This window comes from Streptomyces sp. NPDC085524, assembly GCF_044541755.1.
In the GTDB taxonomy this organism is placed as follows: domain Bacteria; phylum Actinomycetota; class Actinomycetes; order Streptomycetales; family Streptomycetaceae; genus Streptomyces.
The window spans coordinates 334,365-358,952 of the sequence record NZ_JBITTH010000002.1 but is presented as its reverse complement, the minus strand read 5'-3'; the positions used below and the strand labels follow the sequence as shown (position 1 = coordinate 358,952).

16 protein-coding genes and 4 pseudogenes are annotated in these 24,588 nt (G+C 70.0%); 3 read left to right on the top strand and 17 right to left on the bottom strand.

All coding sequences use genetic code 11. The annotated features are described in order from the left end of the window. Position 1 precedes the first annotated feature (1 nt). A pseudogene (locus ACIGFK_RS04435) lies at positions 2 to 130 on the top strand (IS701 family transposase); the annotation flags it as partial. A gap of 148 nt (positions 131 to 278) precedes the next feature. After that, positions 279 to 615 (top strand): annotated as a pseudogene (locus ACIGFK_RS04430) (transposase family protein); the annotation flags it as partial. A 65-nt stretch (positions 616 to 680) separates the two neighbouring features. Here ACIGFK_RS04430 and ACIGFK_RS04425 read toward each other — a convergent pair. Continuing rightward, complete coding sequence (locus ACIGFK_RS04425; protein WP_400050595.1) at positions 681 to 1,220, bottom strand: SMI1/KNR4 family protein; 540 nt, start codon at positions 1,218 to 1,220, stop codon at positions 681 to 683. 841 nt (positions 1,221 to 2,061) lie between these two features. Here ACIGFK_RS04425 and ACIGFK_RS04420 point away from each other — a divergent pair. After that, complete coding sequence (locus ACIGFK_RS04420) at positions 2,062 to 2,208, top strand: hypothetical protein (protein ID WP_400050490.1); 147 nt, start codon at positions 2,062 to 2,064, stop codon at positions 2,206 to 2,208. A 230-nt stretch (positions 2,209 to 2,438) separates the two neighbouring features. On the opposite strand, the gene ACIGFK_RS04415 is transcribed toward ACIGFK_RS04420, so the two are convergent. The 16 genes and pseudogenes from ACIGFK_RS04415 to ACIGFK_RS04340 all read right to left on the bottom strand — a co-directional run bounded on the left by ACIGFK_RS04415 (position 2,439) and on the right by ACIGFK_RS04340 (position 24,563). Next, entirely contained in the window at positions 2,439 to 3,662 is a 1,224-nt protein-coding gene (locus tag ACIGFK_RS04415) for an alpha/beta hydrolase family protein (protein WP_376658380.1), read from the bottom strand. Positions 3,663 to 4,047: 385 nt separating this feature from the next. After that, positions 4,048 to 4,860 (bottom strand): DUF4253 domain-containing protein, encoded by an 813-nt coding sequence (locus ACIGFK_RS04410; RefSeq protein ID WP_400050489.1) that lies wholly within the window; start codon positions 4,858 to 4,860, stop codon positions 4,048 to 4,050. A gap of 181 nt (positions 4,861 to 5,041) precedes the next feature. Then, positions 5,042 to 5,474, bottom strand: a pseudogene (locus tag ACIGFK_RS04405) (leucine zipper domain-containing protein); the annotation flags it as partial. Between the two features lie 109 nt (positions 5,475 to 5,583). Further along, a complete protein-coding gene (locus ACIGFK_RS04400) occupies positions 5,584 to 7,512 on the bottom strand; it encodes a S41 family peptidase (protein WP_400050487.1) in 1,929 nt (642 codons plus the stop codon). A 405-nt stretch (positions 7,513 to 7,917) separates the two neighbouring features. After that, positions 7,918 to 8,136, bottom strand: coding sequence for a hypothetical protein (locus ACIGFK_RS04395; protein ID WP_376658378.1), 219 nt, complete (start codon positions 8,134 to 8,136; stop codon positions 7,918 to 7,920). 1,137 nt (positions 8,137 to 9,273) lie between these two features. After that, positions 9,274 to 10,227, bottom strand: coding sequence for an NAD(P)/FAD-dependent oxidoreductase (locus ACIGFK_RS04390; RefSeq protein WP_400050485.1), 954 nt, complete (start codon positions 10,225 to 10,227; stop codon positions 9,274 to 9,276). 162 nt (positions 10,228 to 10,389) lie between these two features. Next, entirely contained in the window at positions 10,390 to 12,414 is a 2,025-nt protein-coding gene (locus ACIGFK_RS04385; protein ID WP_400050484.1) for a LodA/GoxA family CTQ-dependent oxidase, read from the bottom strand. A 226-nt stretch (positions 12,415 to 12,640) separates the two neighbouring features. Then, a pseudogene (locus ACIGFK_RS04380) lies at positions 12,641 to 12,736 on the bottom strand (helix-turn-helix domain-containing protein); the annotation flags it as partial. Positions 12,737 to 12,983: 247 nt separating this feature from the next. After that, a complete protein-coding gene (locus ACIGFK_RS04375) occupies positions 12,984 to 13,964 on the bottom strand; it encodes a hypothetical protein (RefSeq protein ID WP_400050482.1) in 981 nt (326 codons plus the stop codon). A gap of 8 nt (positions 13,965 to 13,972) precedes the next feature. Beyond that, a complete protein-coding gene (locus tag ACIGFK_RS04370; RefSeq protein WP_400050481.1) occupies positions 13,973 to 15,883 on the bottom strand; it encodes a ferritin-like domain-containing protein in 1,911 nt (636 codons plus the stop codon). Between the two features lie 15 nt (positions 15,884 to 15,898). Beyond that, on the bottom strand, positions 15,899 to 17,362 hold the full coding sequence (locus ACIGFK_RS04365; protein ID WP_400050479.1) for a radical SAM protein: 1,464 nt from the start codon (positions 17,360 to 17,362) through the stop codon (positions 15,899 to 15,901). Further along, on the bottom strand, positions 17,359 to 18,783 hold the full coding sequence (locus ACIGFK_RS04360; protein WP_376658372.1) for a hypothetical protein: 1,425 nt from the start codon (positions 18,781 to 18,783) through the stop codon (positions 17,359 to 17,361). Before ACIGFK_RS04360 ends, ACIGFK_RS04365 begins: the two co-directional genes overlap by 4 nt. 33 nt (positions 18,784 to 18,816) lie before the next feature. Further along, the gene (locus ACIGFK_RS04355; protein ID WP_400050477.1) at positions 18,817 to 20,046 is read right to left on the bottom strand and encodes a Dyp-type peroxidase; all 1,230 of its coding nucleotides are present in this window, start codon (positions 20,044 to 20,046) and stop codon (positions 18,817 to 18,819) included. Continuing rightward, positions 20,043 to 21,308, bottom strand: a complete 1,266-nt coding sequence (locus ACIGFK_RS04350) for a hypothetical protein (RefSeq protein WP_400050475.1) — start codon at positions 21,306 to 21,308, stop codon at positions 20,043 to 20,045. Before ACIGFK_RS04350 ends, ACIGFK_RS04355 begins: the two co-directional genes overlap by 4 nt. A gap of 116 nt (positions 21,309 to 21,424) precedes the next feature. Beyond that, complete coding sequence (locus ACIGFK_RS04345; RefSeq protein ID WP_400050473.1) at positions 21,425 to 23,452, bottom strand: S8 family serine peptidase; 2,028 nt, start codon at positions 23,450 to 23,452, stop codon at positions 21,425 to 21,427. 823 nt (positions 23,453 to 24,275) lie between these two features. After that, a complete protein-coding gene (locus ACIGFK_RS04340) occupies positions 24,276 to 24,563 on the bottom strand; it encodes a helix-turn-helix domain-containing protein (protein ID WP_400050594.1) in 288 nt (95 codons plus the stop codon). Positions 24,564 to 24,588 lie beyond the last annotated feature (25 nt).

Below are 24,588 nucleotides of genomic sequence, written 5' to 3'. Positions count from 1 at the left end.
CCTGCTCGGGCGGGCCAAGTGGGACGCCGACCAGGTCCGCGACGACGTGCGGGCCTACGTGGTGGAGCATCTGCGGGTCGGCCAGGCGGTTCTGGTCGTCGACGAGACCGGCGACGTGAAGACCTCGACCGCAAGACCGTCCGGCGGTTCCGCGACACCGACCTCGACCAGGTACTGGCCTCCGCCTGCGAACGTCGGCCGGTAGGAGTGCCGGCGCCGTTCAAGACGTACTTGAACATCCGATTCACTGAAAGCCCCGGCCAGGTCAACGGCGGCCACTCTCACCCGCGCTGCCCGGCCGCACCCACGACCTGACCGCTGCCCGCGCCCACCGCATCATCCGGATCTGCGAACGCCAGGGTGTCCCCGTGCTCGCCGACCGCGCCTGCATCGGGGCCGGCCCTTGGGTAACCACACCGATCAGACGGCTTCCCGGCCGGTACCTCACCACAACCCGGCAAACGATCAACCGAGCCCTGTCAGCGGCGCGAGCACCGGTCGAACGAAGCATCGCGCGACTCAAGTCCTGGAAGATCCTCCGCCCGGGCCCACTACAGCCCCAACCGGATGACCGTCATCGCCGCAGCCATCCTCACCCTGGAACGTCAACGCTGATGAATCTCATTGCCGTTCCAGGGTGAGGGCGGCTTGGCGATGGTCGTCACCCAGCTGGAACCGTCTCACGACCAGACGAGTCGACCTTCGGTGAACCGACAGACCGGGGAGCTTCCGTCGGCGACCCTCGTCAGCGTCTCCGCCACGGAGTCGAAATACTGGGCCATCGACTCGTACTCGCCCGTAAGCGTGGGATCACCCACGAACCAGCTGCCTACACGCCCGTCCCGCACATCGATGAACTTTCCCCTCCAGCCGTCCTGGTCCGACAGGAACGGGATCCACTCGTTACGCCAGAACGGATTGTCCGGCTGGTCCGGAGGGTCGAATCCCCACGACGTGGAGCGGTTCGCGTACAGCCTCTCCATCGCCCGGATACCCAGAAAGAAGCTTCCCTCGTCGGGGAACCCGTCGAAGCCGCAGCATGCCACTTCGTCGTCGGCCTCTTCCTCCGGCAGATCCAGATTGTTCTGCAACAGCCACGTCCGCAGATCCCCATGCAGAGCGATGCCCATCCGCTCCTCTGCTGCCGCGAGCATCTGTTCCGTAGCGGGCCCTGGCAGATCCGCGTGATCGGCCGGCGCGTGCTCCCGAAGAAGACTCATCACACGCGACCAACTCTCAGCCACACTCATCGCCCTCTGCCCTCTTCTGCAGGGATGTCTCCGTCCGCCTACGCCACTGCGGAGGTTGAGAAGTGCCGGCCGGAGAACCTTGCAGGGATAGTACTTCGAGCGTGCGTTCCATTCCTCCCCGTGATCGTCTGCCGCCCCGAAGCGCAGGGTCGGCCCCTCAGCGAAGTGACCGCCCGCGTACATCGAAGCCCTCACCGCACTCGGCATGGACTGGGCCACCCGATGACTGCCGGGCCATCACTCGAGTCTCAGGTGATGGCCCGGCAATCACTGCCGCTTGGCCACCGGCGTCACTCCGTGCACGGACTACCGAACGGTCTTCGCCCTGCGCCCGAGTGCCCCTGAGCGGGCCCTGACCCGACCCGGAAAGGCCCCTGACAGGGGCGCCCCATGGTCGACCGTGCACCTAACGTGACGACAGTGCCCCGGCCGGACCCGTCCCCCTGACACAACCGCTCTCTTCATGAGGAGGATCCATCCCGTTAGCAAGGGGCAGATCCGCGCTGCGGCGCATCGCCGCGCGTCCGGCGGTCATGGCCGTGGGAGCCGCCTTGGCCGTTGTCAGCGGCCTCGCCGCCGCTCCCACGGTCCACGCGTTGCCGTCCGCCACCGGTGCCCTGCGCTGGGCACCATGTGGCGACCCGGCGAAGCCGGGAGCCGAGTGCGCCACTCTTTCGGTGCCGGTCGACTGGGCCCACCCGGACGGGCCGCGACTCGACCTGGCCGTGGCGCGTCGCAAGGCCACCGCCCCAGGCGCGCGCGTCGGCTCGATGACGAGCGGCCCACGCCTGTGCAACCGTTTCGTCTTCTCGTGCTGCGTGCGGACGTCACCGCTCGCCTCGGCGAGAAGGACACCGCGACGTCCGCGCTCGCCGAGGCCACCGCAGTCCACCTCACTCCGGAGGAACAGGAGTCCGTACGCGACGACCTCGGGCGCCTCACGCAACTGCTGGGCTGAGGAACTGGTCACGGCCACTGGGTGACGGCCGCTACGAGGACGCATCTCGTAGCGGACCGCAAGTCACGCCTGGCTCCAGCGCCTCATCGCCTCGACCGTGTCCTCCGGCGTCGTGTTGAAGCACAGCCGGGCGGCGAGCACCGCCTCGTCGACGCCCTCGGGCATCCGTCTGCAGTAGCCCACGCTACGTAGTCCTGCCGCGGGGACCGCGGTGCTGCGGTCCCCGCGCCTCAGGGGAGGAACGTCACTGCCGGGAACGCCGGGGACGGCCCGTCGAGCAGATGCCCCCGACGGTGTCGCAGGTGCTCATCGAAAAACGCGAGCGGGTACGCCTGCTGGATCTTCACCGCCTGGTCGGGATCGAGGGTGCCGATCACGTCCCGGAGCTGCTGCGCACTCCATCCGAGCAGCTTCGCCACCTGCGGGAACAGCGCCTCGTTGTCGCCGTACGAGATGTGGACGGCGCCCTGCGCCTCGATGTTCAGCCGCCAGCCCCGCAGGTGCGACCAGAATGCGGCAGCCTCGGGATCCGTGGCCCGGGTGAACTCGGCGGACATCATCATGAACGGCCGGTCCAAGTCAGCGGCCAGTGGCGGGTTCATCTGCATCGGCCCGTCGAGGCTGAGCCCGGCCCGGATGCGCTTGTCCGCGAGCATGGCGCTCGCGGTGGCCGTCCCGCCCTTCGACCAGCCGAACGCCCCAATGCACCGTGGGTCGAGGGAGCCGAGCAGGCCGGCCGGCAGTTCCCTGTGGTCGACGTCGGGGTTGCACCCGGCGGCGAGCTGCTCGACGCAGTCGAGGACGAAGCGCAGGTCAGCGGCAAAGTCTCCGGGCAGCGTCGGCGCCTGCCTGTCGCGGACCGGGACGGCGATCCGGCCGTCGGGGAACTCGGTGTACGTGTCGTACTGGTGAGCCACCGTCACGACCGCGTATCCGTGGCTGGCGAGCTCTTGGACCACGCCGGTGTGGTCGCCCTGGTGGCTGTGCGCGCCGTGCGAGAACACGACGACGGGCAGCCGTCGACCCGACCGCCGCACTGGAGCACCCACGTGGCCGGCGGTGAACGGTCTCAGGGGGGCCAGAGCGCTGAACCCCACGTCGGCGAGGAACGCCTGAAACGCGCCGGACGGCATCCAGGGCGCCAGGGGGTAGCGCTCGACGTCTCGGGCGGGGTACCAGACGGTGGCCATCAGTTCGCGGAAGTTCCCGGGGCCCGCGATGTCGTCCGGACGCGACCGGTCGACGAGGTGCAGCTGGACCGTGCCCACCGGGTACGGCCCGGTCGGCGCGGGCAGCGTGAGTCGCGTCGCGACGGGGGCGGCCTCGGCTGGGTCCGCCCACGCGGGACCGGCAACAGCGGCCACCAGCGGTAAGGCGGCCCCGGCGGCCAGCGCGGCTCCCAGCATGCTGCGGCGCGTCATGCCGTTCCGGCTGATGGACGGTGTGGTGGTCATGTGCCCTCCTGTGGTGACGGATCGCCAACTGTGCCGCACCGGTGAGTCCGTGGGCACGGCAGAAAGTTGTCACGCGCCCCTCCCCCGCAGCATCGGCCCACCGATGTATTACTCGCGAGAGCATCGGTCCACGGGTTTACGCCCCGGGGCCGTTGCGGTCGGCGGTGTCGTCCGGTTGCGAGCCGATCCCGACCCCCGTGGTGCGATCCCTCGCCCCCGTGCCGGTGCACGACACGACCCGCGGATCGCTACCATTGCCTCCCGCGCGGGGTCGGCCTGCGGCTGTAGCCGGGGGCACCCCGAGGGGAATGGCCTCGGGGGGTCACGTCAGCCCTTGAAGATCGCTTCCCACCAGACAGTTGATCGCTTGCAGGGATGGGACGGATCAGTCCCACCAGAAGTCCCAGCGGTGGGCACCGGCGATCCGGTCCGCGTACGCGGTCAGTGTGTACGGTCTGGGGCCCTGCCAGATGTTGTCCGGACAGAACGCAAAGTGCTCGGCCGCGACCAGGAGAGCATCCCGCTCGCTCACCGGCGGTGCGGCAACACTGAGGTGGAGTGTGTCGAACCCCACTGCGACGGCACGGGCGCCGAACCGATGCTCCCAGTCGTGGAGGACTGCGGAGAGCTTCGCGGTGTCGTTGTCGTAGTTGCAGGGTCCGGACCAACCCGCGACCGTCAGTGCTTCGGCGCCGGACGCTGCGGCGACCAGCCCCAGACGTGTCTGTGGGCGTTCGGCGAGGAATGCCTGCACGAATTCGGAGGCCAGTTGATCGGGGTTCATTGCCGAATCCCGACCGGGCGCGAGGTCCGGCCAGGCCTGCCCGAAGGGGGCGGTGACAGCGAGGCGCCTTTTGACGTCGAGCCTGTCGTCGTCTTCATCGGCAGCCGTGTACGTCGCCCACCACTGCGCGAGGAGGTCGGCAGGGTCGTGGCTTGCCGGGGAGGACATCTGCTCGGGGAAGACCTCCCCGGACCCCCATGGGCGGAATTCGCCATCGTTCGGATCCAGCGCGTCGAGCAGCAGCGGCCACAGGCCTGAGCGTGGATGTTCGTCACGGATCCGCGTCCACAGCTCCGCGGATACGGTCTCGTCGCTCAGCCACAGGGCTTGGTCGTCTCCGTCACCTTCGTCGGATGTGACCAATCGGCCAGGCGGGAGGGGAACGGCAATGTTCGACAGCAGCTCAGGGTTCACGGGCGGATGCTAGCTGTGGGCTCTGACATGCTCGCGATCGCCCGCTCAGCCTCGGCGGCTGGCGTCCAGCCATCCGTCGCTGTTCCACATCGCATGCGACGGATATGACTTGCCGACCTCCAGGTGGTAGGTCGTGTCCACCCAGAACTCTCCTGCTCTCGCCCTGGATGGATAGGACGTACAGCTTTTTGACGTCGATGTGGACGAGTTCGCCGGGCCGTCCCCGTTCGAAGCGGCGGACGGGCTCGCCGGTGGCACGGTCGAGGGCTGCGAGTGGCGGCAGGCCGTGTCGGGTCAGGATGCGGTGGGCGGCCGAGGGTGCGAGCCTGTGCGGGCGGCAAGCCGCAGGGGCCCGATTCGGGACGCACGCCGCAGGCGCAGGACCTGGTCTTCCGCCTCGGCCGGTGTTCGGTGGGGCTGGTGATGGGGGCGACTGGTCCGGTCACTCATTCCGGCGACACCGAGCTGTCGGTAGCGGCGGGCCCGACTTGCGGCCGTGGTGTGGCTGACCTGAAAGCGCTCGGCGCCCGGCGGACAGGCCAGCCGTCGTCCACGACACAGCGAGCGAGCCGAAGTCGTCCGGTCTCGATCAGCGGGCCATTACGGTGGACCACGAGGGCCTCCTCGGATCAATGCAGGTGTCGCAATCCACACCGAACCCGGAGGCCCTCACCCATTTCAAGAACCCAGCACGCATGTCACCAACGTCCCGCGACAGCACACCTAGTTGAACTGCGCGGTCTTGCTGGCGACCAGCTGTCCGCCCGCGAAGCCCTCCACGCGGGCGGAGCGGGCCGCGGCCGCGTCGGGGACGGTGACGTCGGCCTGACCGTCGGACAGGTCGAGGGAGGCGCGCGGGCGCTGGTCGACGTAGACGTCCAACCGGTCGATGTTGGTGGCCTTGACCTTGAGCCGCAGGGCACCGTCGGTCGCGGCTGCGTCCGTGATGGACACTGCGTGCGGTTTCAGGCTCTTGAGGAGCTGCCCGGCCTTCTCGAACAGGTCGGCATTGCCCTGCAGCAGGTCCCGGCGGGTCATCCGGTAGGGCACGTCGGGACTGATCCCGAGATCCTCCACCGGTGTGCCGGAGTTGGCGCCGACGCGGAGGGTACGGCGGATCGCCACCCGCATGCCGGCTCCCTTGGGCAGCCGGACGTATGGTGTGCCGGGATCGTTCTTGAGGGCGTTGATCAGGTCCTTGTGCTCCCAGACGTTGGCGCCGCCCGCACCGGTGCTCTCGTCGGTGCCGAGTACGGGGCCAATCTGGTGGTCCTGGAAGCCGGCGGCGAAGATGTCGGTGGCCGAATAGCAGCGGGCGTTGGTGATCAGGACGACCGGGCCGAAGTACTGCTGGCCGATCTCGTTGGCGATCTCATCCGAGATGAGGGGCACGGCACTGGAGTAGGTCGCGCCGATCTCGAGAGCCTGCTCCATGGACGGCAGCCAGGCGCCCAGTTCCTCCGGGTTCTGGCGGCAGATCCGCAGGTTGAGCGGAGTGTTGACGAACTGCGCCGGCTCGGGGTTGATGTGGCGTGGGGTGAGGGTCTGCAGGGCGAACTCGGAGTTGATGACGTAGCCGCCGCCGTTGTCGCGGACGTCCAGGATCAATCCCTGGTCCGGCATCTTGCCGAGCAGATTGAGGTACTCGGGGAGGAACTCTTGCGGGGGGTGGTGGAACGTAAAGATCCGAAGGTAGCCGAAGGGACCGGCCGACGTCTGGATCTCCTGCGCCCGAAACACGTCGGGCAGCGAAGTGGAGATCTCGCCGGCATGCACCTCAGGGGCTGCCTCGCCCGCTTGGAGTGCCTGTTGGCGGGCGACGACCTTCGGTGCGAAGAGCATCACCTTGGCACGGTTGGTCTCGTCCATGTCGAGGTCCAGGCCCACGGGCTGCGCGAGTCCCGACGGTGCTTCCCCGGTGACGAATTTCGGGCGGCTGTCAACGATCCGCCAGACCTCGCGCAGCTCGCGCGCCGCGCCGTCGGCATCGACGTAACTGACGGTCACCCACTCTTCGAACGGGGGCAGGTGCATGGCGAGCGACCGTACGGTCAGCGACTGGATGCCGCGGCTGCGGCGAGCGGCCGCGTTGCTGCCGGCGAACCGAGCGGCGTGCAGGTCGACAGCATTGGCGATGGGGATCCCGCTCCAGTGGGTGATCTCAACGCCGCGTTCAAAGCCCGGGGCGGAGAATCCCTCTGCCAGATGGGTGACCACGAAGTGCTCCCCCTGGGCGTCCTCGTACCGCTCGACAAGGAACGGCAGGAAGGCGATCTTGCCTGCGTAGGGGGCGGGAAGCAGGTAGTTGGTGTGGAGGTCCCGCACCGAGTGGAAGATTTCCGACATCTCGGCGTGGAACAGCCACTCCAGGGGCTTGGTCTCCTCGGTCTGCCGCTCCAGTCGGCGGCGCAGCAGCCGCAGCCGCTGCACCGGGTTGACGGCGTGCATCGCGGCCTTGAGCGGCAGGTGGACGTAGTTCTGATCGAGCATGAGCACTGCCTGGTCGACGATGAGCAGGCGCTCAGCCAGTGTCAGGGTGCCGGCGCCCGCGAGGAAGTCGGGCAGTGCGGCGGCCGCGGCCAGGTGTTCCCTGACGGGTTCAGCGGCATGGGGGATGAAATCCGGGGCGGTGCTGACGACGGGGTCTGCCATGGTGCCTCCCGAGGCGGCGGGGTCTCCGGGGTTTTCCACCCTCAGTTATCGGGCGGTGCCCGCGCGCTGCTGAGCTGTTCGGCACTGTTTCGCCTGAAAGGACCCTCGCACCGGGACACGCCGGGCCCCACTGCGCCTTCCGTTGCGACGCCACCTCAAGGCGGGACGGTCCCGCTGGCGGGTCTTGCCGCCCGGCCCGGTCCGTGACCACTGTCCCGGTGTCCTGGTGCACCACACACGGCGACAACGCGAATCCGATGATGGCCTGACACCGTGGCGGCGGACTCCCCTGCGCCGCGCCGGCCCAGGGGCCCCGGCGCGCCGAGACGGAGGTTGCATTCTGCTGACCGGCACCGTCCGCGACTACACGAGAATCCGCTCCGCTCGTTCGAGGACTTTCAAACGCTACGGATCCTCCGGGTGGTGTTCATGGGGCCGGACTCTGGCGTGGTGCTTCGGGCTGAACTCGGCGTTATGCGCCTTAGCCGCCTGCTCAGCCTTCTGCTTGATCTCATACTTGGCGGGCATCACGACCTCGTTATCCTCCGGGCAGAATACGTCCCAGGCGGCCTCGAGAGTGTGAGCGCCGGCCTCGGCCCGGTCCGGTTCGTCGAGTTTTGACATCAGGGATCAACTCCTCCGAAGGCACGCTCGAAGAGGCGTGTTCCCAGTGTCCGTCCGCGGTCGGTGGCCGACCACTCGGCCACACCGTCCATACCGGCTCGGTTCCACCTGATGCCAACGCCTCGTCCTTCAGCCCTTACACCCTCCTCTCGTTCGGGGAGAACACGCCACCGGATCGAGCGGCGGCCGACCTTCGCACATTTGACCGACTGGCAGGCGCGGCCGCGGCGCGTGCGCGAGAAGGCAACGGCGGTGGGATGGTGCTCGGGCCCCAGTGGAGCCGATGTGGGCGTATGCCGGCGAGGCGGTCCTTGCCGCGCCCTGCTTGTTCAGCGCACCGGCCCTCGCGGCCCGCAACCCCGCCTACTTCGTCGCGTTCGACATCCTGCAGACCGAGGCCAGGAACTGCTCCAAGCCCTGTACCGGGACCGGCGCACCCGCCTGGAGGCACTGTTCACGGACGGCCGTTGCGCGACTTTGCGAGGCTCGTGGTGCTCCGACTGGCAGTTCGGCCTCCGACACCCCCGGCGGTCTCCTACACCGGATGGTGTCTGCGGAGCGGTGGTGTCGACGCGATGGGAGCAGGACCAGCGTGTCTGGAGGCCACGGCCGAACTCGAGATCGACCGCACAGGTTCAGCGAGCCAGCCAGAGAGTGGGCCAGGTAGTTCGCGCTTCCCCTGATGGCGGCGGGTGAGCCCCGCCCGCGCCCGAGCAGAGACCTCGGCCGCGCCGCTGCGGGTCTTCGCCGGGCGCCTGGCGGTCACCATCGAGCACCGTGTCGCCGACGTGTGGCTTTGTTCACGAGACTCGCCGACAGAGCCACACACAGTCTGACCAAGGCGGGCGCGGAGCAGTTCCGTGACTTCTACCTCGGGCAGCACAATCACACCATGCGCCCGGACAAGGTGGCCGTGAACCCGAAGAACGGCAAGCGCACGCTCAACGCGAGCGCGCTTCCCCGGGCACAACTCTTCCGCTGCTTCTCGAAGCACCTGGCCCGCAACCTCGCTGAACATCATCGGCGCCGCGTGGATCCAGTTCCGGGAGAGGAAGGTGTCCGCATCCGAGAACACAGGCCACCCGGGCCTGGAAGACCTGCTGTCGCCCGAGTTGTTTCCGTAGTCAGGGGGCGGGATCACCGGCTTCTCGCCGTTCCGTGCCTTCGCGACCAGAAGGTGCGGTCGGGCCAGCGGGATTCCTGCGTGTAGGCGATCCGGTGGGCGTCTGCATAGGCGGCTCGGGCAGTGGTGATCTTGGCTGTGTAGACCTCGAGGGCGCCTGGGGTGCCACGCAGGTGGGCGTCGATCGCCTGGCCCGCGCCGAGTCCGGTGTAGAGGGCGGTGAGGATGCCCTGGGAGGACAGCGGGTCGAAGGCTACGGCAGCGTCCCCCGCCGCGATCCAGCCGTCGCCGTGGACGTGGTCCAGATGGGCGCTGTGAGCGGGGGCACGACGGAGACAGCTCATGGTGCCGAATTCGTGGAGGCGGACGGTGGGCGCCACGTACCGGGCGGTGAGAAGACCGCGGCGGAAGTCCCCGGGGGTGAACAGGTCGGGGTCGGTGAAGTAGGAGACAAGTCGGCGGCGGGAGGGCAGCAGGGTCGTGTACCACCAGCCGTCGGGAGCAGACTGGACCAGGGAATGGCCGTCGGTGTCACCCGGCAGGGCGTCGAGGGTGAGGTGATGGGCGGTCAGCCGGTCCTCGACGTGTCTGCGTGCTCCGGCGGGGACTGCGATCGCGGCGCGGCGGCCGGTGGCGTCGACGATCCAATGGCAGGTGACGGTGCGCGGTCCTGTGTCGGTGGTACGCAGGGTGAGCCGCCAGGTGCCGTCGCCTCGGCGTACGGGTCGACGTACGGCGGTGTGTTCGGCCACGTCCACGCCAGCCTGGCGCGCAGCGGCGCGCAAGGCGCGGTCGAACAGCGGGCGGTCCAGGTGCCAGCCGTGGCCGTAGGGGTCGCGGATGAAGTCGACGGTGTGCAGTGCCGCGGAGCCCCAGGCGGAATGGTTGCCGTGGCACGGCAGGTGGTCTGTGGTCAGGACGGTGTCGGCGACCTGGAGGTCGTGCAGCAGCAGGCGTGCGACCGGCACGAGGGCCTCGCCGGTCTTCGGCGGTCCGGTCGCCGAGTCGGCGAGAAGTACCGTACGGCCTGCTCTGGACAGGGTGGGCGGCCACACAACCGGCTGGGCCGCCGCCCGCGACCACGACGTCGTAGTGGTTGCGTGGCGGGCCGTGCGTCGCCGTCGGGCGGGTCACTGGAATTCGCGGAGTGGGTCGAGCTTCTCCAGATAGCCGGCGGCGATCGCCGCCTCGTCGTGGCCGGTGCTGCGCATGGCCTCGGCGATGGCCTGGGTCACCAGGGCGGCCTCCACCCGTTCGGCCGGCAGCTCCCCGCTCCAAGTGCCGGCCTCCGCCGCCAGCAGGGGGCTGGCGGCCTGCGGGACCTGGACGTTGACGAGGTTGGCGTGGTCGGGCGCCCCTCGCAGTCGTTCGCCGGGAACGGACTCAACCTGGATGGATTCCGGGAACCTGCCGTCGCCGGCCGTGTACTGGTGGGTCTCCACGATGCCGAAGTCGGACCAATCGTCGATCATCTGGCGGCGCTGCTTGTTGAAGTCGGATCCGGTGAGACCGCGCAGCCACACGGCGCGCCGTTCGAAGGCGTGCTTTCTGGACTCCAGGTCAACGCCCGGGTCATTGACGATGTCGAAGTCCTCCCGCTTCAGCACGTGGTTGGGGACCTGAGCGGGCCAGAAGGTGGGCAGGTAGGGGCTGTAGCGCGGTCCCAGACCACTCAGCACTTGGTAGCCGGAGCGGCAGCTGGCTGCATCGCACTGCCAGGGCGCGGCCATCCATCGGGTGAGGTCTCCGGGGCCCTGCGCGTGCAACGGGCCGTCCTCGGACTTGACCTGCTGGTCGCTGAGAACGGCGCCATAGTCGCGCTCGGGGCTGCCCGGTGCGCGGTGCTGGATACGAAGGGGCTCGGCGTACATGGTCTTGCTCCGCACGGGCCAGGTGACTTCGCAGCCTGGGTGGAAGGCGTCCGCCGCGCAGTTCTCCAGCGCGGCCCGGTCGAGCAGGGCCGGCTGCTCCTGGACAGGTGCTTCGTCGACGTCTTCGTGGTGCTCGCGGAGCGGGCCGGGCTGGAATCGGCCCTCCGCCCAGCGGGTGAGCAGTCGGTCTTGGGTTGGGGAGAGCCTGATGTGCTGCCGTTCCGACGTGCCCTTGCCGCTGGACATCGCGTCGCCGTAGAGCCAGGGCCACGGCAGTGGTGACGTGCTGTCCCGTGCGTAGTCGCGCATCTGGACGTAAACCTGGCGGCGCAGCTCCTGGCTGCTGCCACCCGGGTCGGCGAGGCGTGCGCGCAAAGCGGGGTCGAGGAAGTCGTGCGGGCCCTTCCAGCCGAATTGGGTCGCGAAACCGTGGTTGGTCCACTGGAGTCCGCAGAACCTGCTGAGAATCGGCTCGATGTGGTCGGCGTAGGAGACGACGTCCTCGTCCGACAGGGTTTCCTCGGTGGCGAACACATCCTGGAGTACGTCGTAGAGGGTGCGGATGGTCTTGACACCGGGTGCGTAGTGCGGCGGGGCCACCACGACCCAGGCCGGCGTCGCCTTCCTCGTCTGCCCGCCGATCGTGACCTCCGCGGTCACGGGACCGTCGGAGACGTCGTCGTACCAGGTGTCGTTGTTGGTGACGCCGGTGATCGGCTTCTCGGGCGTGGTGTACGAGGCCGACTTCCCGTTGCCGCCGACGACCAGCAGCCGGCCGGTGGTTTCGGTGGAGATGCTCCCGAGCGGGACCTTGCGGCCCATGATTGTGCCGGTGTCGAAGGTGCCCACCTCGTCCAGCGAGGCGCGGACGGTGCGGACGCCAGGGTCGATGACGAGTTTGCGGCGCTCGGCGCCGGTCACGCCGGCGTTTCGCCTGCCTCGCTGTTCCGACGTGAGGGATACCGCTTCGGGGATGTCGAGCGGGATGTGGAAGCGATACCAGGCGGCCTTCTTGTTAGCGAGGTGTACCGACCAGCGGATCTCAGTCACGTCGGACTCGCCGAGCTTCAGCTCGCGGACGACCTCGCCCGCCCGGTCGTAGCCGTAGACCCGGAATCGAGCCGCCTGCTTGATGACCGCTCCGGAGGCGTCCTTGTGGGAACCGGGGGGAAACGGTTTCTGGTGCGGTGACTCGGGGCCGATGAACGGCGTCCCGGAACTGTTGCCGACCCTGGCGATACCGATCGCCGGATGAATCTTCACCTGCACAATCTGCTCGTCCATGTGGAGCCTTTCGGTCGGACAAACCGAAGCGAACATAGCCATGGGTGTGGATCTCTTCGCTGGTGGCGGGGCCGTTGCGGGAATCGCTTCACACAGTTGGGCGAGGTATGGGCAGCGGCATCAATTCAGCAATCGCACCTGGTTGCACCTGCTGGACATCGGTGAACAGGCCGCGCTGCTGACCGACGAGGTCGGGGATCGGCTGTTGGCGTACTGTCGGTGGTTGTTGCACCAGGGGCATGCGCCGGGCGGACAGCAACACCATCTGGGCCCGCCGCCAGGTAACCACTGGCCCAGCGCCCTTCCGGCCGATCCGGAGCAGCCGTCTGCCCTGGTCGTCATCATCCGTGTCCTACAGCCTGCTGACCGAGGAGTGGGTGGCGTCGTTGAGGAGCCGCTCAGGCCATGGCCGTCGGCGGTCCGTTAGGACGATGCGGCCGTCGGCGGTGCCGCCCTGTGGGCCCGTCGGGTTGGGGCCCGGTCTGGGCCGCCGCGACGGGCTTGGCGGGGCGGGCTGCGGATTTCTGTGATGAACGTGGATGCCCGGCACTTGACGGACCGGCCCCGGTTCACCGCGCCCAGCAGGCTTCGAGCTCGTGTTGCCACGCAGGAGAGGTGAAGGCCTGCGGATAGAGCCGGGCGCAGGTGGTGAGGTGGTCGTTGAAGGCGGTGCGCAGGCGGGTGGCATAGTGGGTGAGCAGGGGATCCAGCGGTGTTCCGGTGGCCTCTGCGTGGACGGTGGCCGTGGCGAGCAGGGCAGTCCGCAAGGCCTGGGCCGTGCCGGTGCCGCTGAGCGGGTCGAAGCGGATCGCGCCGGCGCCCACCAGGAGCCGTCCGGGCGCGGCCGGGGTGCGGTGCAGACGCGGAGCGGCGGGCAGGGACACGACCGCGGCGGGGGCATGGAGCAGGACCGGGGACAGGGCCGAGTCGGCGAGGAGCCGTTCCAGCAGTTCGGCGGGGCGGGCGGCGGGGCCGGGGATCATGGCTTGGAGCAGTGCGCGCCCGCCGCCCAGCGGAGTCAGGTGCAGCCAGGCAAGGTCGGTGCAGACCAGCAGCGCGGTCGTCCCGTCAGCGTCGGGGGCCAGAGGGGCCTCCCCTGCCAGGAGGTGGCGGCGCCCCGCCGTCCAGTGGTCGGGAGGCCCGGCAGCCGTGACCGTCCACCGCGGGATGCCGGGCGCCTCGCGGAGCGCGTCGGGGTAACGGACGGAGAGGCGGCCCAGGAGACGTTCGGCGAGTCGGGCGCCGTCCACCACGACGGCCGGCTGGGGGAGCCGCCGTCCCGTCGCCCCTCCCCCGGGCCCCCAGACGACCTGGCGGTGGGCCAGGCGATGGCAGTCCGACACGGGTTCGCCGCCCCAGAGCGCGTGCAGCAGGTCCAGCGTGGGCTCGTTGAGCAGCAGCGGGCGCGCGCCGGCCGCCGGACCGGCCGACCGGATGCTCACCCGGTGCCCGCGGGCCAGCAGCAGCCAGGCGCAGGTCAGTTCGGCCAGTCCGGTGCCGGCGATCACGACCGTCGCGGACGCGGAGGGGGTGGAAGGCGGCTCCAACACCCGCGTCGTCATCGCAGGCTGAACGCCGCGACCAGGGCGCGCGCTCCCTCCTCTTGCCGGTCCATCAGCTCTTGGAGGCTGCCGTCGCCCAGCGAACGGAGCGACTGCAGGACTCCGTTGACGGCGCGCGCGACGGCCTGCGGAGCATGGCCGTTCGACCGCGACAGAGCGAACTCAGGGGCGGGCGCGCCGAAGCGCGGGGCCACTCCGCGGCCGGCGAGGCTGTGGTTGAGCTCGTGCAGGTTCCGCATGGACCGTACCGCCTGCTCCCTGCGCAGCCCGCCCGCACTGTCACCCAGCTCCAGCGTGGCGCGCAACGCCCCCAGCACCATGGCGTAGTTGAGGTCCGCCAGGCGGAGCAGCTCGGTGTCCAGTGGATCGACCGAGGGCTCCAGAGGACGCAGGTAGCTGTCCGGGTCGAGGCCGGCCAGGTGCCCCTGGACCGCCATGAACCGGTGGTAGTGGTCGTCGCCCTCGTCGATGATGAGCTTGATCAGGTGGGCCAGCCGGTCGGCCTGCGGGAAGTCCTCCGGATGGTTCAAGATGGTCTGGTGCAGCCGCACGTACATCCCGTCGATGCCGTCCGGGTCGAGTTGGGCACTCGGCTTCTCCACGGCAATGAACCACTCCAACTGCTCTGCCGTGAGCCGCTCCAGCTTGAAGGTGCGTCCGGTCTGGCGCTGGATGACGAAGTGCTCGGTGGGCGGGTCGAGTTGGAGTGGGACGCCCAGCACGCCGAGGATCTCGTTGACCCACCGCAGATGGCGCATCTCGTCCTCGGCCACCGCGAAGACCTCCTGGGCGGCTGCGAAGATCCGCCGGACCGGGACGTCCTCGGGCGTGTCCTCCGGCAGGGACAGTGGGGCGTCGAGCGAGTAGTGGGCGTACAGGTATTCGAGACAGAGCGCGTGTTCCACGGTGGCGAGGCGGGTGATCTCCTCGATGACCTTCTGCCGGGGCATCCTCTCCAGGTCGAGCGGGGCCGGTACGCCCAGGGCGTCGTCCTCGCGGCCGTTGAGCACCACGGGCAGCACGTTCCAGTTCATGATCAGATCGGGGTGGTCGAGTTCCAGCGGGCCGCGTTCCAGGATGGTGGGCAGGTCCGGGGCGGGCGGCACGGTGGTGCGATCGCGGCGCTGGAAGTTGAGGTTGCGGTACTCGCCGCCGGATGTGGAGGAGATGTCCGGTTTGGAAGCGGCCCAGTAGTAGCAGCCGCACTCGCGGAAGTCGTACTGCCAGGGCGCGCACAGGCTGCGGGTGAGGTCGCCGGGCTGGTACACCATCGGGTCGATGACGCCGTCCTCGTCCAGATAGCGGGCCCGCTCGCCGGTCAGGATGGCTACTTCCAGCGTGCCGTCGTCGGTACGCTGCACCGCGCTCCGGCCCTCCGTCCGCCAGCTGTTGAGGCCGTCGGGAACCCAGAAGGCGCCGGGCGATCGCCGGCCGGAACCCCTGCCGACGACGATGGAGATGGTCCCTGGCAGCAGGTCGTGAACCCGCCGCCACAACCCCGGGCCGTCCAGGTCGACCGCGTGGAAGACAGGCGCCTCGCCCTCCTCCTGGTCCACGGTGGTGCGACCGCATACGGCCCACAGGTACAGCCTCTGTTCGTCCTCTCCCGAGGGGTCTCCCAGGTCGGCGTCGGTCATGCCCTGATCGCCGGCGACGCCGCCAGTCACGGCGAGCAGGCGGGATCCGGTGTCGTGGTGGAAGTCCACGGTGAGGCCGGGGAAGAACGCCTTGTCGAGGTTGCGCTGGTCGAACTCCAGCCCGGGAAAGCAGTTGTCGACACCGCTCTCGGGGCGGGAGCCCGACGGGTTGCCGCGGACCACGTGGGCGGCGCGGGCGGTGAGGTTGCGGGGGAAGATCTTCCCCTCGGGCGCGGAGAGGCCGGCGTCTCCCGGGATCGGCTGGTTCATGGTCGGCTCCTTGGGTCAGCGGGCCAGCGCGGCGGGGTGGCTCGGCAGGTCTGATACGGGTGAAAGGGCGAAGAACTCCGGTGCTTCCTGCATGAGCTCGACATAGGCGCGGAGGCAGAAGTCGAGCCAGCCGCGGATGTAGTCGCAGCCGGGCCGGCCGCGCCGGGCGACCTCGTGGTAGCAGCCGCCGCCGCACAGATAGCGGGCCCAGCAGGACCGGCACGGCTCCTGCCGGTCCACGTGCCGGGCGGCCAAGTGCCGCTCCCGGGCCGACCGGTCGGGACCGGTGGCCAGCGAGCCCATGGCGAAGGCCGGGTCGTCGACCAGCCGGTGGCAGGCGTACAGGCCGCCCTCGGCGGAGGCGCTCAGATAGCCGGCGCCGGCCCCGCACGGGTAGGGGCGGTGCCCGCCGGTGTGAAGCTCGTACATAGCGGTCTGGAAGTTCCCGAACGGGTAGGGGCGGCCCGCCGACAGCTCCCGGAGTGCGGACTCACCGCACTCGACCATTCCGTCGAGGAACCTGCCGAAGGCGCCGGCGTCGATCTCGTAGGCCGGATCCGGTGCGCTGACCACCGCCGCGAAGCCGACCTCGTCGAAGCCCAGCCCGATCCCGTGCTCCAAGATGTCCGGCAGCCGGCCCGTGTACGGCGTCACGCTGACCCGCGCCGACAGGTGCCGGGGACGCCCGTGCCGGTCCAGCACGGCGAGACCCGCGTGCAGCCGGTCGTACGCGCTGCCACCGCCGGGTGCCCGCCGCAGCGCGTCGTGTCCGGCGCGGTCGCCGTCCAGGCTGACGGCGACGGTGAAGGGATGCGCCGCGAAGAGCTCGGCGTCGGCGGGCCGGACAGTCGTCAGGTTGGTGGTGAGCGCGAAGCGGACCGGGTGCCCACTGCCCTCGCCCTCCCGGACCGCGTACCGGACCACCTCGTGGATCAGGTCCCGGGCGAGGAGGGGCTCGCCGCCCATGAAGCCGACCACCACCGGGGCTCCGGCCGCGGCTTCGGAGAGGAGGCGGTCCACAGCGGCGAACGCGGTCTCGCGGGACATGGCCCGGGCAGCGCCGCCGAAGCGGCCCTCGTCGGCATAGCAATGGCCGCAGCTGAGGTTGCAGGCCTGCATCACGTTGAGCGACAGCGAGGACAGGGGCGGTACCTCGGCCGGGGTACCGTCGATGCGCGGGGCGGTCGGTCGGGGCCCGACGCCCCACACGGGAAGGCCCAGGCCGGCGGCGAGAGCGGTGTCCTGCGCGGGGTCGTGCGCACGCGCGGCCCAGTGTTCGAGACGGGCTGCGGTGGCCTCCGGCAGATCGTAGATCCGGCTGCCGTCGGCGACGAACAAGTGGGCGCCGTGGGCGCTGCGGAAGACCCGGGTCTCGGCGCCGAGGCCGAGAGGCCCGGACCCCGGCTGCGGCTGTGCCTCCGATTCCGGTTGCGGTTCCGGTTCCGGCGGGCGGCGCCCGATCTGCAACAGGACGGTCACGTGCCCTCCTCCACGTTCTCCCGCAGCGACCGGACCCAGGCCGACAGGAGGTCGTACTGGCGGCGCGTCAGGTGCATGGGGTAGGCGTCGGAGCCGCGCACCGCTACCGGCATGCGCTGGTCGTACCACTCCGACTCGTCCACGGGGTCCCGGACGATCCGCCGGAAGAGATCGGGCTGTTCCCGGAACAGGTCCTCCAGGAACTCCAGTGCCACGAACCGGCGGTGCCGCCGGCGGCCGCGCTCGGTGAGGCCGAGCACCACCCCAGGCAGCGGATCCGGCGGGCTGAAGGTGCGTGCGCGGGCCTCGTCCTCGGACAGGCCCAGGCGCCGGGCCGTGCGCACATTCTCTCGGGTCGCGCGGTCGTTCTGGGCGTCGACGTTGACCGAGTCCATGGTCTCCAGGACCCGTTCGAACAGGTCGCGCACCTCCAGCGCCGTCCGTTCGGGGTCCGCGTCGATGTACGCCGGGTCGCTCACCTCGGCCCTCTTGACCCGGTCCGCCAGCCCGTCGGCGAGGGACGTGAAGGGCCGCCGGTCGGGCGCGAAGTCCGGCGGGGTGACGACGATCCTGGCGCGTGCGGTCAGGCCGCCGAGCGTGACGCCGACGAGGCCGTCGCACACGTCGTCGACGAGGCCGAGGCAGACACCGCCGTCCAAGGGCGTCGATCCGGCGAACAGCCCTTCCGGATTGGTCCGGGAGTCGGTGGCATTGGAGAGGGTGAACTTGCACCAAGCCGCGTCCGGCGCCAGGAACAGCCGTTCCGGGGGCAGGAGGTACCTCTCGGTACGGTCCCCGAGGTTGGTGGGGCCGTACACCGCGCCGGTGGCCGGGGTGAAGCGCAGCCGCAGCTCGGGGAAGCCGCCGCCCGGCCGAGGCAACTGGACGGAGCCGAGCGGCACATGGCGCCCCGGCGGTACGAGGGGCAGGGCCACCCCCTCGGGCGCCCGCCCTTCCAGCGGGTGCGGCCGGTGGTCGTCACCCAGCAGTTCGACGGCGGCTTCGATCCGGTCACCGGGCGAGCCGGTGCACTGGTGCGCCTTGAGGTTGGCGACGTCCACCGTCCACCGCACGTCGGCCAGGCCGAGGCCGAACTCGGCGAGGACCGCGACGGTGACCGGCTCACCGGTGTGGCGCTCCCCGTCGGCCGAGGTCCAGGTACCGTGCAGTTCGAAGAAGGGGCAGATGGGCCGGAAGCCGTTGACGTCCTTGAACCGGACGCGCTCGCCCGCGTCGGGTCGACGCTCCGTCAGGGTGCCGTCCTCGGAGACTTCGAGGGTGGGTGCGGGCACCACGGTGGTCTTGCCCGTGCCCCGGGGCGACAGGTCGCTCCGGCCATAATGGTAGTTGGGACAAGGGGTGGGGGACGGGCCCAGCCGCGCGAAGGCGAGGGGCGGGTGGAGCCAGATCCGTTCGATCATCGCGTGTCTCCGTTGCTCGGTGGAAGGGCCGGTTCAGCCGAAGACCTCGGCCCCCGGGTAGGGGGCGGCGTCGCGCACCGGCGGGACCAGGTACGTACCGCCGGCCCTGACGGACAGCAGCCGCTCGGCCGACGCCCCCGGCCCGGGCGGTCCGCCGAAGTTGACGCCGCCCAGCCAGCCGCGCTGGGTGAGAACGCGCAGTGTCCGGTCGGGGCTGTCCTGGAAGCCGACGAAGTTCAGCCCCACCCGGAAACCGGGCGCGGCGGGCACCGTCTCGAAGAACTCATAACCCTGCCGGAACACGCGCAGCGAGCCGGGCTGCCCCGGATCCGCGTCACCGGTCAGGTTGGCCCGGTGCACGTGGGAGGCGGCCAGCACCGGCTCGGAGACGGGTGCCGGCTGCAGGAACTCCTCGTTGCCCGTCTCGGTCACCTCCGTGGTCCCGGCGACCGGGCAGCCCGGGGCCGGCACGGGCCGACCCGCCGCGTCGACGCCGGTCAGCGGGGCTCCGGTGAGCTTGTCCCGGCCGACCAGCAATTCCTGCGCCGCCCGCGGGAGGGTGTGCCAATGGTCGAGGTCCACGGCGATCCGCAGGAACACCAGGTAGGTGCCGCCGACGGTCCAGGTGTCCTGGCCCGCGTCGGCCTCCCCGATGGCGACGACCCCTTCCCGGTCCCTGCTGCGGAGGTTGGACACGCCGTCGTGGAAGCCGATCCAGCTGCGCCCGTCCTCTCGCTGGAAGCCCGTGTGGACTCCCGCGATCTCCAGGACCGCCGCCCGGGTGTCGGGGTCGCGGTCGCCGCGCAGCAGCTTCCACAGCTCCACGACGGCGCGCGACACGGCGAGCTGGGTGCCGGCGGTGAGCTGGAGGCAGAACTCCTCTGTGGCGTCGTTGCGCACGATGTCCGGTGCGTACGGCAGTCCGCTGCCGACCAGCAGCGGCCCGCCTCCCGTGGGACGCGGGGAGCGGAACCGCAGGCGCGGTTCGAGCCCTGCCGGGCACGCCAGTTTCGCGCCGGGGACGTCAAAGGCCTTGGGCCCGAAACCGAGCAGGACTTCCAGGTTCCCGGCGTCCACGGGATGCCCGGGCAACTCGGCGACCCGGCCCTCGGCGAGGTCGCGCAGCATGGCGTTCACCGAGCGGAGGGCGCGGTCCACGGCGTGTGCGTCGGCCTCGGGGTCGGCCCGCAGGAAGACCAGTGCGAAGTGGGCGGGCGGGCGCCGGCCGGGACCGTGGTAGATGCCGGCCTGAAGAGTGCTCACCGTACGCCGCGCACACCGCGCGAGCCGACGGGCGAAGCGGGCGGCTGATGGGCTTGGTCGAACGCCTCCTTCAGCGGCGCCACAACGTTCTGGCACACGCTCGCGTCCCGGCAGCGGATCGGCGCGGGTGAGTCCGGCAGTTCCACGAAGTCCTGCTGCGGTACGGTCCGCCCCGGGCCCAGGGCAACAACCGGGCCCACCTGCACCTGGCGGGCAACTTGGTAACCACCGGTGACCGGCTCCTCCGTGTCACCCTCCACCATCGTGATTTCGTCGAGGAAGTGCGGGTCCTCGTCCCGCGGTCCGAACTCCAGCCGCTGGTGCAGTCCCTGCTGCCCCCGGCCCAGGCGAATCCACGGGTCGGGTACGGGGCCGCCGTCGAAGAGGAACACCTCCGAAGTGAACTGGTGGATGTACATGCCCAGCGGGTCCGCGAAGGACACGGTCCGGCCCTGGAAGGCGGCACCGGCCGCGGCGAGCGCGGCGGCGGGATCGGCGTGGCGGCAGGCAAGGGCGGCGAGCCCGGGCTGCTGACCGAAGATCTGGTCACGCCCGGCCGGTTCCAGGCCGCCCCCGGCGGTCCGCCGGGCGTAGGGACGGGCACCGAACATGACGATGTAGAGCAGGTCGTCGAGGCCGTTGATGGGGTGGGCCATGAACAGCGCGTTCACCGCGTTGAGGGATCCGGCCGGTTCCGGCGGGACCCCCGCCTCGACGAGGTCCTCGTGGAATCCGTTGCCGGTCAGCTGGCGGGCGAACGCCACCCGGCGTCCGGTCGGGTCGAGCTGCCCGGGGTCGGCGACCGCAGGGCCGTACAGTTCCTGCCAGCGGGGCTCGGAGCCGAGCATCCCGGTGATGATCCCGCGCAGCCGTTCGGGGTCGTGCTCCGCCAGCATCAGGTAGTACTCGGGCAGCTCGGTGGTGATCTGGACCCGCTTGGGGCGGACCCGGCCCTCGCTGTCGGTCGCGGTGATCACCGCGTATTCGCAGTACTCGTTGTGCAGAGCGCGCCGCCCGCGGACTCCCCAGTCGGAGAGTGCGCGGGCGGTGGTCTCATCAAGGCAGAACCCGGGCTCGGCCGGGTTGCCGAACCAGGTGACCGGTACGCGTTGGGCGGTGGCGGGGTTCTCGGGCTCCAGGGTGAAGTACCTGCTTCCCTGCTGCGTCTCCTGTTGGCGGAACTGGCGGTCGATCGCCTTGTTCCACAGGTCGAGCAGCGCGAGGGGCAGATCGTCGGCCAGTCCGGGCGCGGAGAAGGGCATGGGGGCACCTCTCGTAAGCGTGACACAGCGGGCGCATGCAGTTACCTAGCGTAGCAATTCATCACGCTGAGTGCTCGCACCACGCTGTCCGAACCGGCCCGAACCAGTCGTATCCGTCAGAGAACGCGCCAGGCGACGGCGTACGGCTGGGCGAACTGGGTGATCCGGAAGGCCCTGACGACGACCTCGGCCTCGCCGGCCGGGATGCTCTGCCAGTTGACCTGCTCGATGTTGTTGACACGGTCGAAACCGGAACCCGTGCCCATGTTGCCGTGGCGTTCCTGACCGCCCGCCCGGACGATCAGATCGAGGTCGTTCTGCAGGGCCTTGCCAGGGGGGTCCGTCCAAACGAGGGTGACCTTCAGGCGGGTCGCCCCTTGCGGGACCGTGATGTGGAAGACCCGCTCTTCTCCCTGGTCCAGCTCCTTGGCGTCGGTGAAGCCCGCCCGGCCGGCGTCGGTCGGCAGGACGACGGCCTGTCGGAGGTTGACGATGCCGAAGCCCGAGTTGTTGTTGGGGGAAGGGCCCGCCTCGGTGGGGACGTACTGGCCCTTCAGCTCGTCGGCACCGTTGATCAGCATGGCCTTGATGAGCGCCGCGCTGGGCTTGGGCGTGCCGTTCTTCACCAGCGTCTCGCGCAGCACCGCCACACATCCGGCGACCAGCGGGGTGGCCATGCTGGTGCCGCTCTCGAACACGTAGTCCGGGTCCGTGGAGAAGCTTGGCTGGCCGTTGGGTGACACGCGCGAGCGCGCTGAGAGGATGAGCGTGCCGGGAGCGACGACCGTGGGCGCGATCCGGCCTTCCTGGGTCGGGCCGCGGCTGCTGAAGGCCGCCATCCCGGCGGGGTTGTCCGCCATCCGATCGCCGTGGATGGGTGCGGCGGGGAAACGGGACAGCCCGCCCCTCAGCTGGTCGTACGTGGTGGGGATCTGGGGGCGGTCGCCCTCGCTGGCGCCCACGGTGATGATGTTCTTGGCCCCGCTCTCCCCGCTGACCGACCTCAGGTTGATGAGGCCGTCTCCGTCCCGGTCCTCGCCGCTGTTGCCCGCGGCGAAGAGGATGACGAAGTCCTTGTTCTGCCACACCATCTGATCGGCCTCGAACGCGGCCTGGTTGTAGGGCAGGCCGGGCTCGACCGGGCCCCACGAGTTGGTGTGGATCCGCGCCCCGTCCTCCAGGAAGGGCGGCTCGAACAGGTCGAGCAGGTTGTCGGGGATGCCGCGGAGCAGGCCGTCCTCGGTCATCACGGACTGGAGGACCAGTCTCGCTTCGGGGGCCGTGCCGGTGACGGTGCCCATCGACGCAGACGTCCCGTCGCCGAGGACCGAGCCCGCCACATGGGTGCCGTGCCCGTCGGGATCGTCCGTCCGCGCGGGACTCGTACGGCCCAGAGCGACGAGGCGCTTGACCCGGCCGGTGAAGGCGGGGTGCACATTGGTGGTGGACCCCTTGTCGAACCCCGTGTCGGCGACGCACACGATCTGGCCCTCGCCCCGGAACTTCGTGCCGTTGAGTGACACGTGGGCGTGCATGAGGTTCCCCGCCACGGTGTTGTACAGCACCCGCTCAGGGACTTCCTCGATCTCCTTCACCTCGTCGAGCGCGGCCAGGGCGGCCAGGTCCTCGTCGCGGACCGTCATGCGGATCTTGCCGCGCTCGGGTCGTACGCCGCCGACGCTGCCACCGGCTGCCGCCGCGATCCGGTCCCGCAGCCCGTCCTCGCTCGCTTGGACGTCCTCGTGCAGGACGACGTCGACGGTGCGGACCTCGGGACTCGCCGCACCGTCCATGGGCGCGACCAGCTCGGCGAGCCCCGTACGCAGCCGCGCCGACCGGAGCGACTGGCCGATCTTGAAGCCCTTGAAGTACACGTCCGCCCAGGCCACGAAGGGCAGGGCTCGCACGGCGTCCAGATCCGTGGGCCGGAAGCCGCACAGATAGGTATCGTCCGGAACGTATTCGTGGATCACCACCCCGAGCGCCGCGAGTTCTTCCTTCTCCTCGGCTGTGGGTGGGTGTGTGGTCTGGACCAATAGGTAGTTGGACGCGGTGGCGTCCTCCGACACCAGCGAGGCGGTTTCCAGCTCGTGGGCCTGGGCAAGCGGGTCCACTGTCACGCCGTTGATGGTGATACGGGACATGCCGAACTCCCGGAGAGTGGGGGTGATGGCGAAGGCGCGCACCGGGCGGTACATGGTGGCCTGCGCCACCCCCCGTGCCGGCACCCGCGCGCCGAGAGTCGGTCCGGACCCACGGCACACCGGGCTACGCGTTACTTCCGTTCGGCCAACACGCTAGGCGCGAGACCACCCGTCGGCACGTGGAGCCCAGGGGAAGCCCCCCATCCGGGCCCGATGTTGCTCCGAAGGGGCGCTCGCCCCCGTCTGCGCTTCCGGGGGCGTAATCGCAGAGGTCGTCGGCCATGCCGCAAGAGCTCGGGACGTCAGGCGGAGGCCGGCCAGCCGGCGGGCGGTCGGACCACACCGACCTGGCCGACAAGAACCGCGGAAGCCACCCGGAGGCCGAAGGTGATCTCCCCGGCCGGTACGGCGCGCTCCGCCCACGGCGTCCGCAGCCACAGCACGGCCGTCTCGGCGGCTTCCCCCCTCCCCCAGAGCCGTAGCCGTAGCGCGCCGTCCGGTTCCACTGCCGTCCACACCCTCCCCCCGAGTGCCGGTGTCGCCGTCCGACAGCCTGCCGGCAGCTCGGCGCCGCCCACCCGCATGGTGACCGCGGGCAACCCAAAGTCCCCGCGTACGGCCAGCAGGTGGCTCATCAAGAGCGCCCGATGCGGCGGCCCACCCCTCGCCGCTCACCTCCACCACCCTCCCACCGGCGGCGGGAAGGAGACCCACGAGGTCGGCGCTCAGGAGGCTGCTCGGCGGTGCCAGTTCAAGCAGCCAGAGCGCTCCCGCAACGTCACGGGCCGCCAGCCACAGGCCGTCCGGCGCGACCACCAGGGCGCTAGGTGTGCGTCTGCCGGAGCAGCCGGTTCAGGCCCAGCCGTTTGAGGATGCGGTAAACGGCGCAACAGGCGATGTCGATGTCGTGGTACCACTTGAGGTACATCTCGATCTTCATCGGACCGAAGTGGTAGTCCTGCCGAAGACAGGCGATCTTGTCCACGATGTCGGCGTCGGTGGCGTTCGGGCTGTGGTGCGGTGCGCTGGGGCGGTCGCGCAGCCCTTCGATGCCTTCTTCCTGGTAGCGCCAGTGCCACTTGTAGAAGCAGTCGGCGAAGGGGCACGGCAGATCTCCGTCACGGTCGGAGACCCAT

Excerpts from the sequence above, each read along its gene's own strand:
- ACIGFK_RS04370 (WP_400050481.1), bottom strand. The coding sequence starts at position 15,883 with ATGAACCAGCCGATCCCGGGAGACGCCGGCCTCTCCGCGCCCGAGGGG.
- ACIGFK_RS04395 (WP_376658378.1), bottom strand. The coding sequence starts at position 8,136 with ATGTCAAAACTCGACGAACCGGACCGGGCCGAGGCCGGCGCTCACACT.
- ACIGFK_RS04425 (WP_400050595.1), bottom strand. The coding sequence starts at position 1,220 with ATGAGTCTTCTTCGGGAGCACGCGCCGGCCGATCACGCGGATCTGCCA.
- ACIGFK_RS04350 (WP_400050475.1), bottom strand. The coding sequence starts at position 21,308 with ATGCCCTTCTCCGCGCCCGGACTGGCCGACGATCTGCCCCTCGCGCTG.
- ACIGFK_RS04345 (WP_400050473.1), bottom strand. The coding sequence starts at position 23,452 with ATGTCCCGTATCACCATCAACGGCGTGACAGTGGACCCGCTTGCCCAG.
- ACIGFK_RS04415 (WP_376658380.1), bottom strand. The coding sequence starts at position 3,662 with ATGACCACCACACCGTCCATCAGCCGGAACGGCATGACGCGCCGCAGC.
- ACIGFK_RS04400 (WP_400050487.1), bottom strand. The coding sequence starts at position 7,512 with ATGGCAGACCCCGTCGTCAGCACCGCCCCGGATTTCATCCCCCATGCC.
- ACIGFK_RS04360 (WP_376658372.1), bottom strand. The coding sequence starts at position 18,783 with ATGATCGAACGGATCTGGCTCCACCCGCCCCTCGCCTTCGCGCGGCTG.
- ACIGFK_RS04385 (WP_400050484.1), bottom strand. The coding sequence starts at position 12,414 with ATGGACGAGCAGATTGTGCAGGTGAAGATTCATCCGGCGATCGGTATC.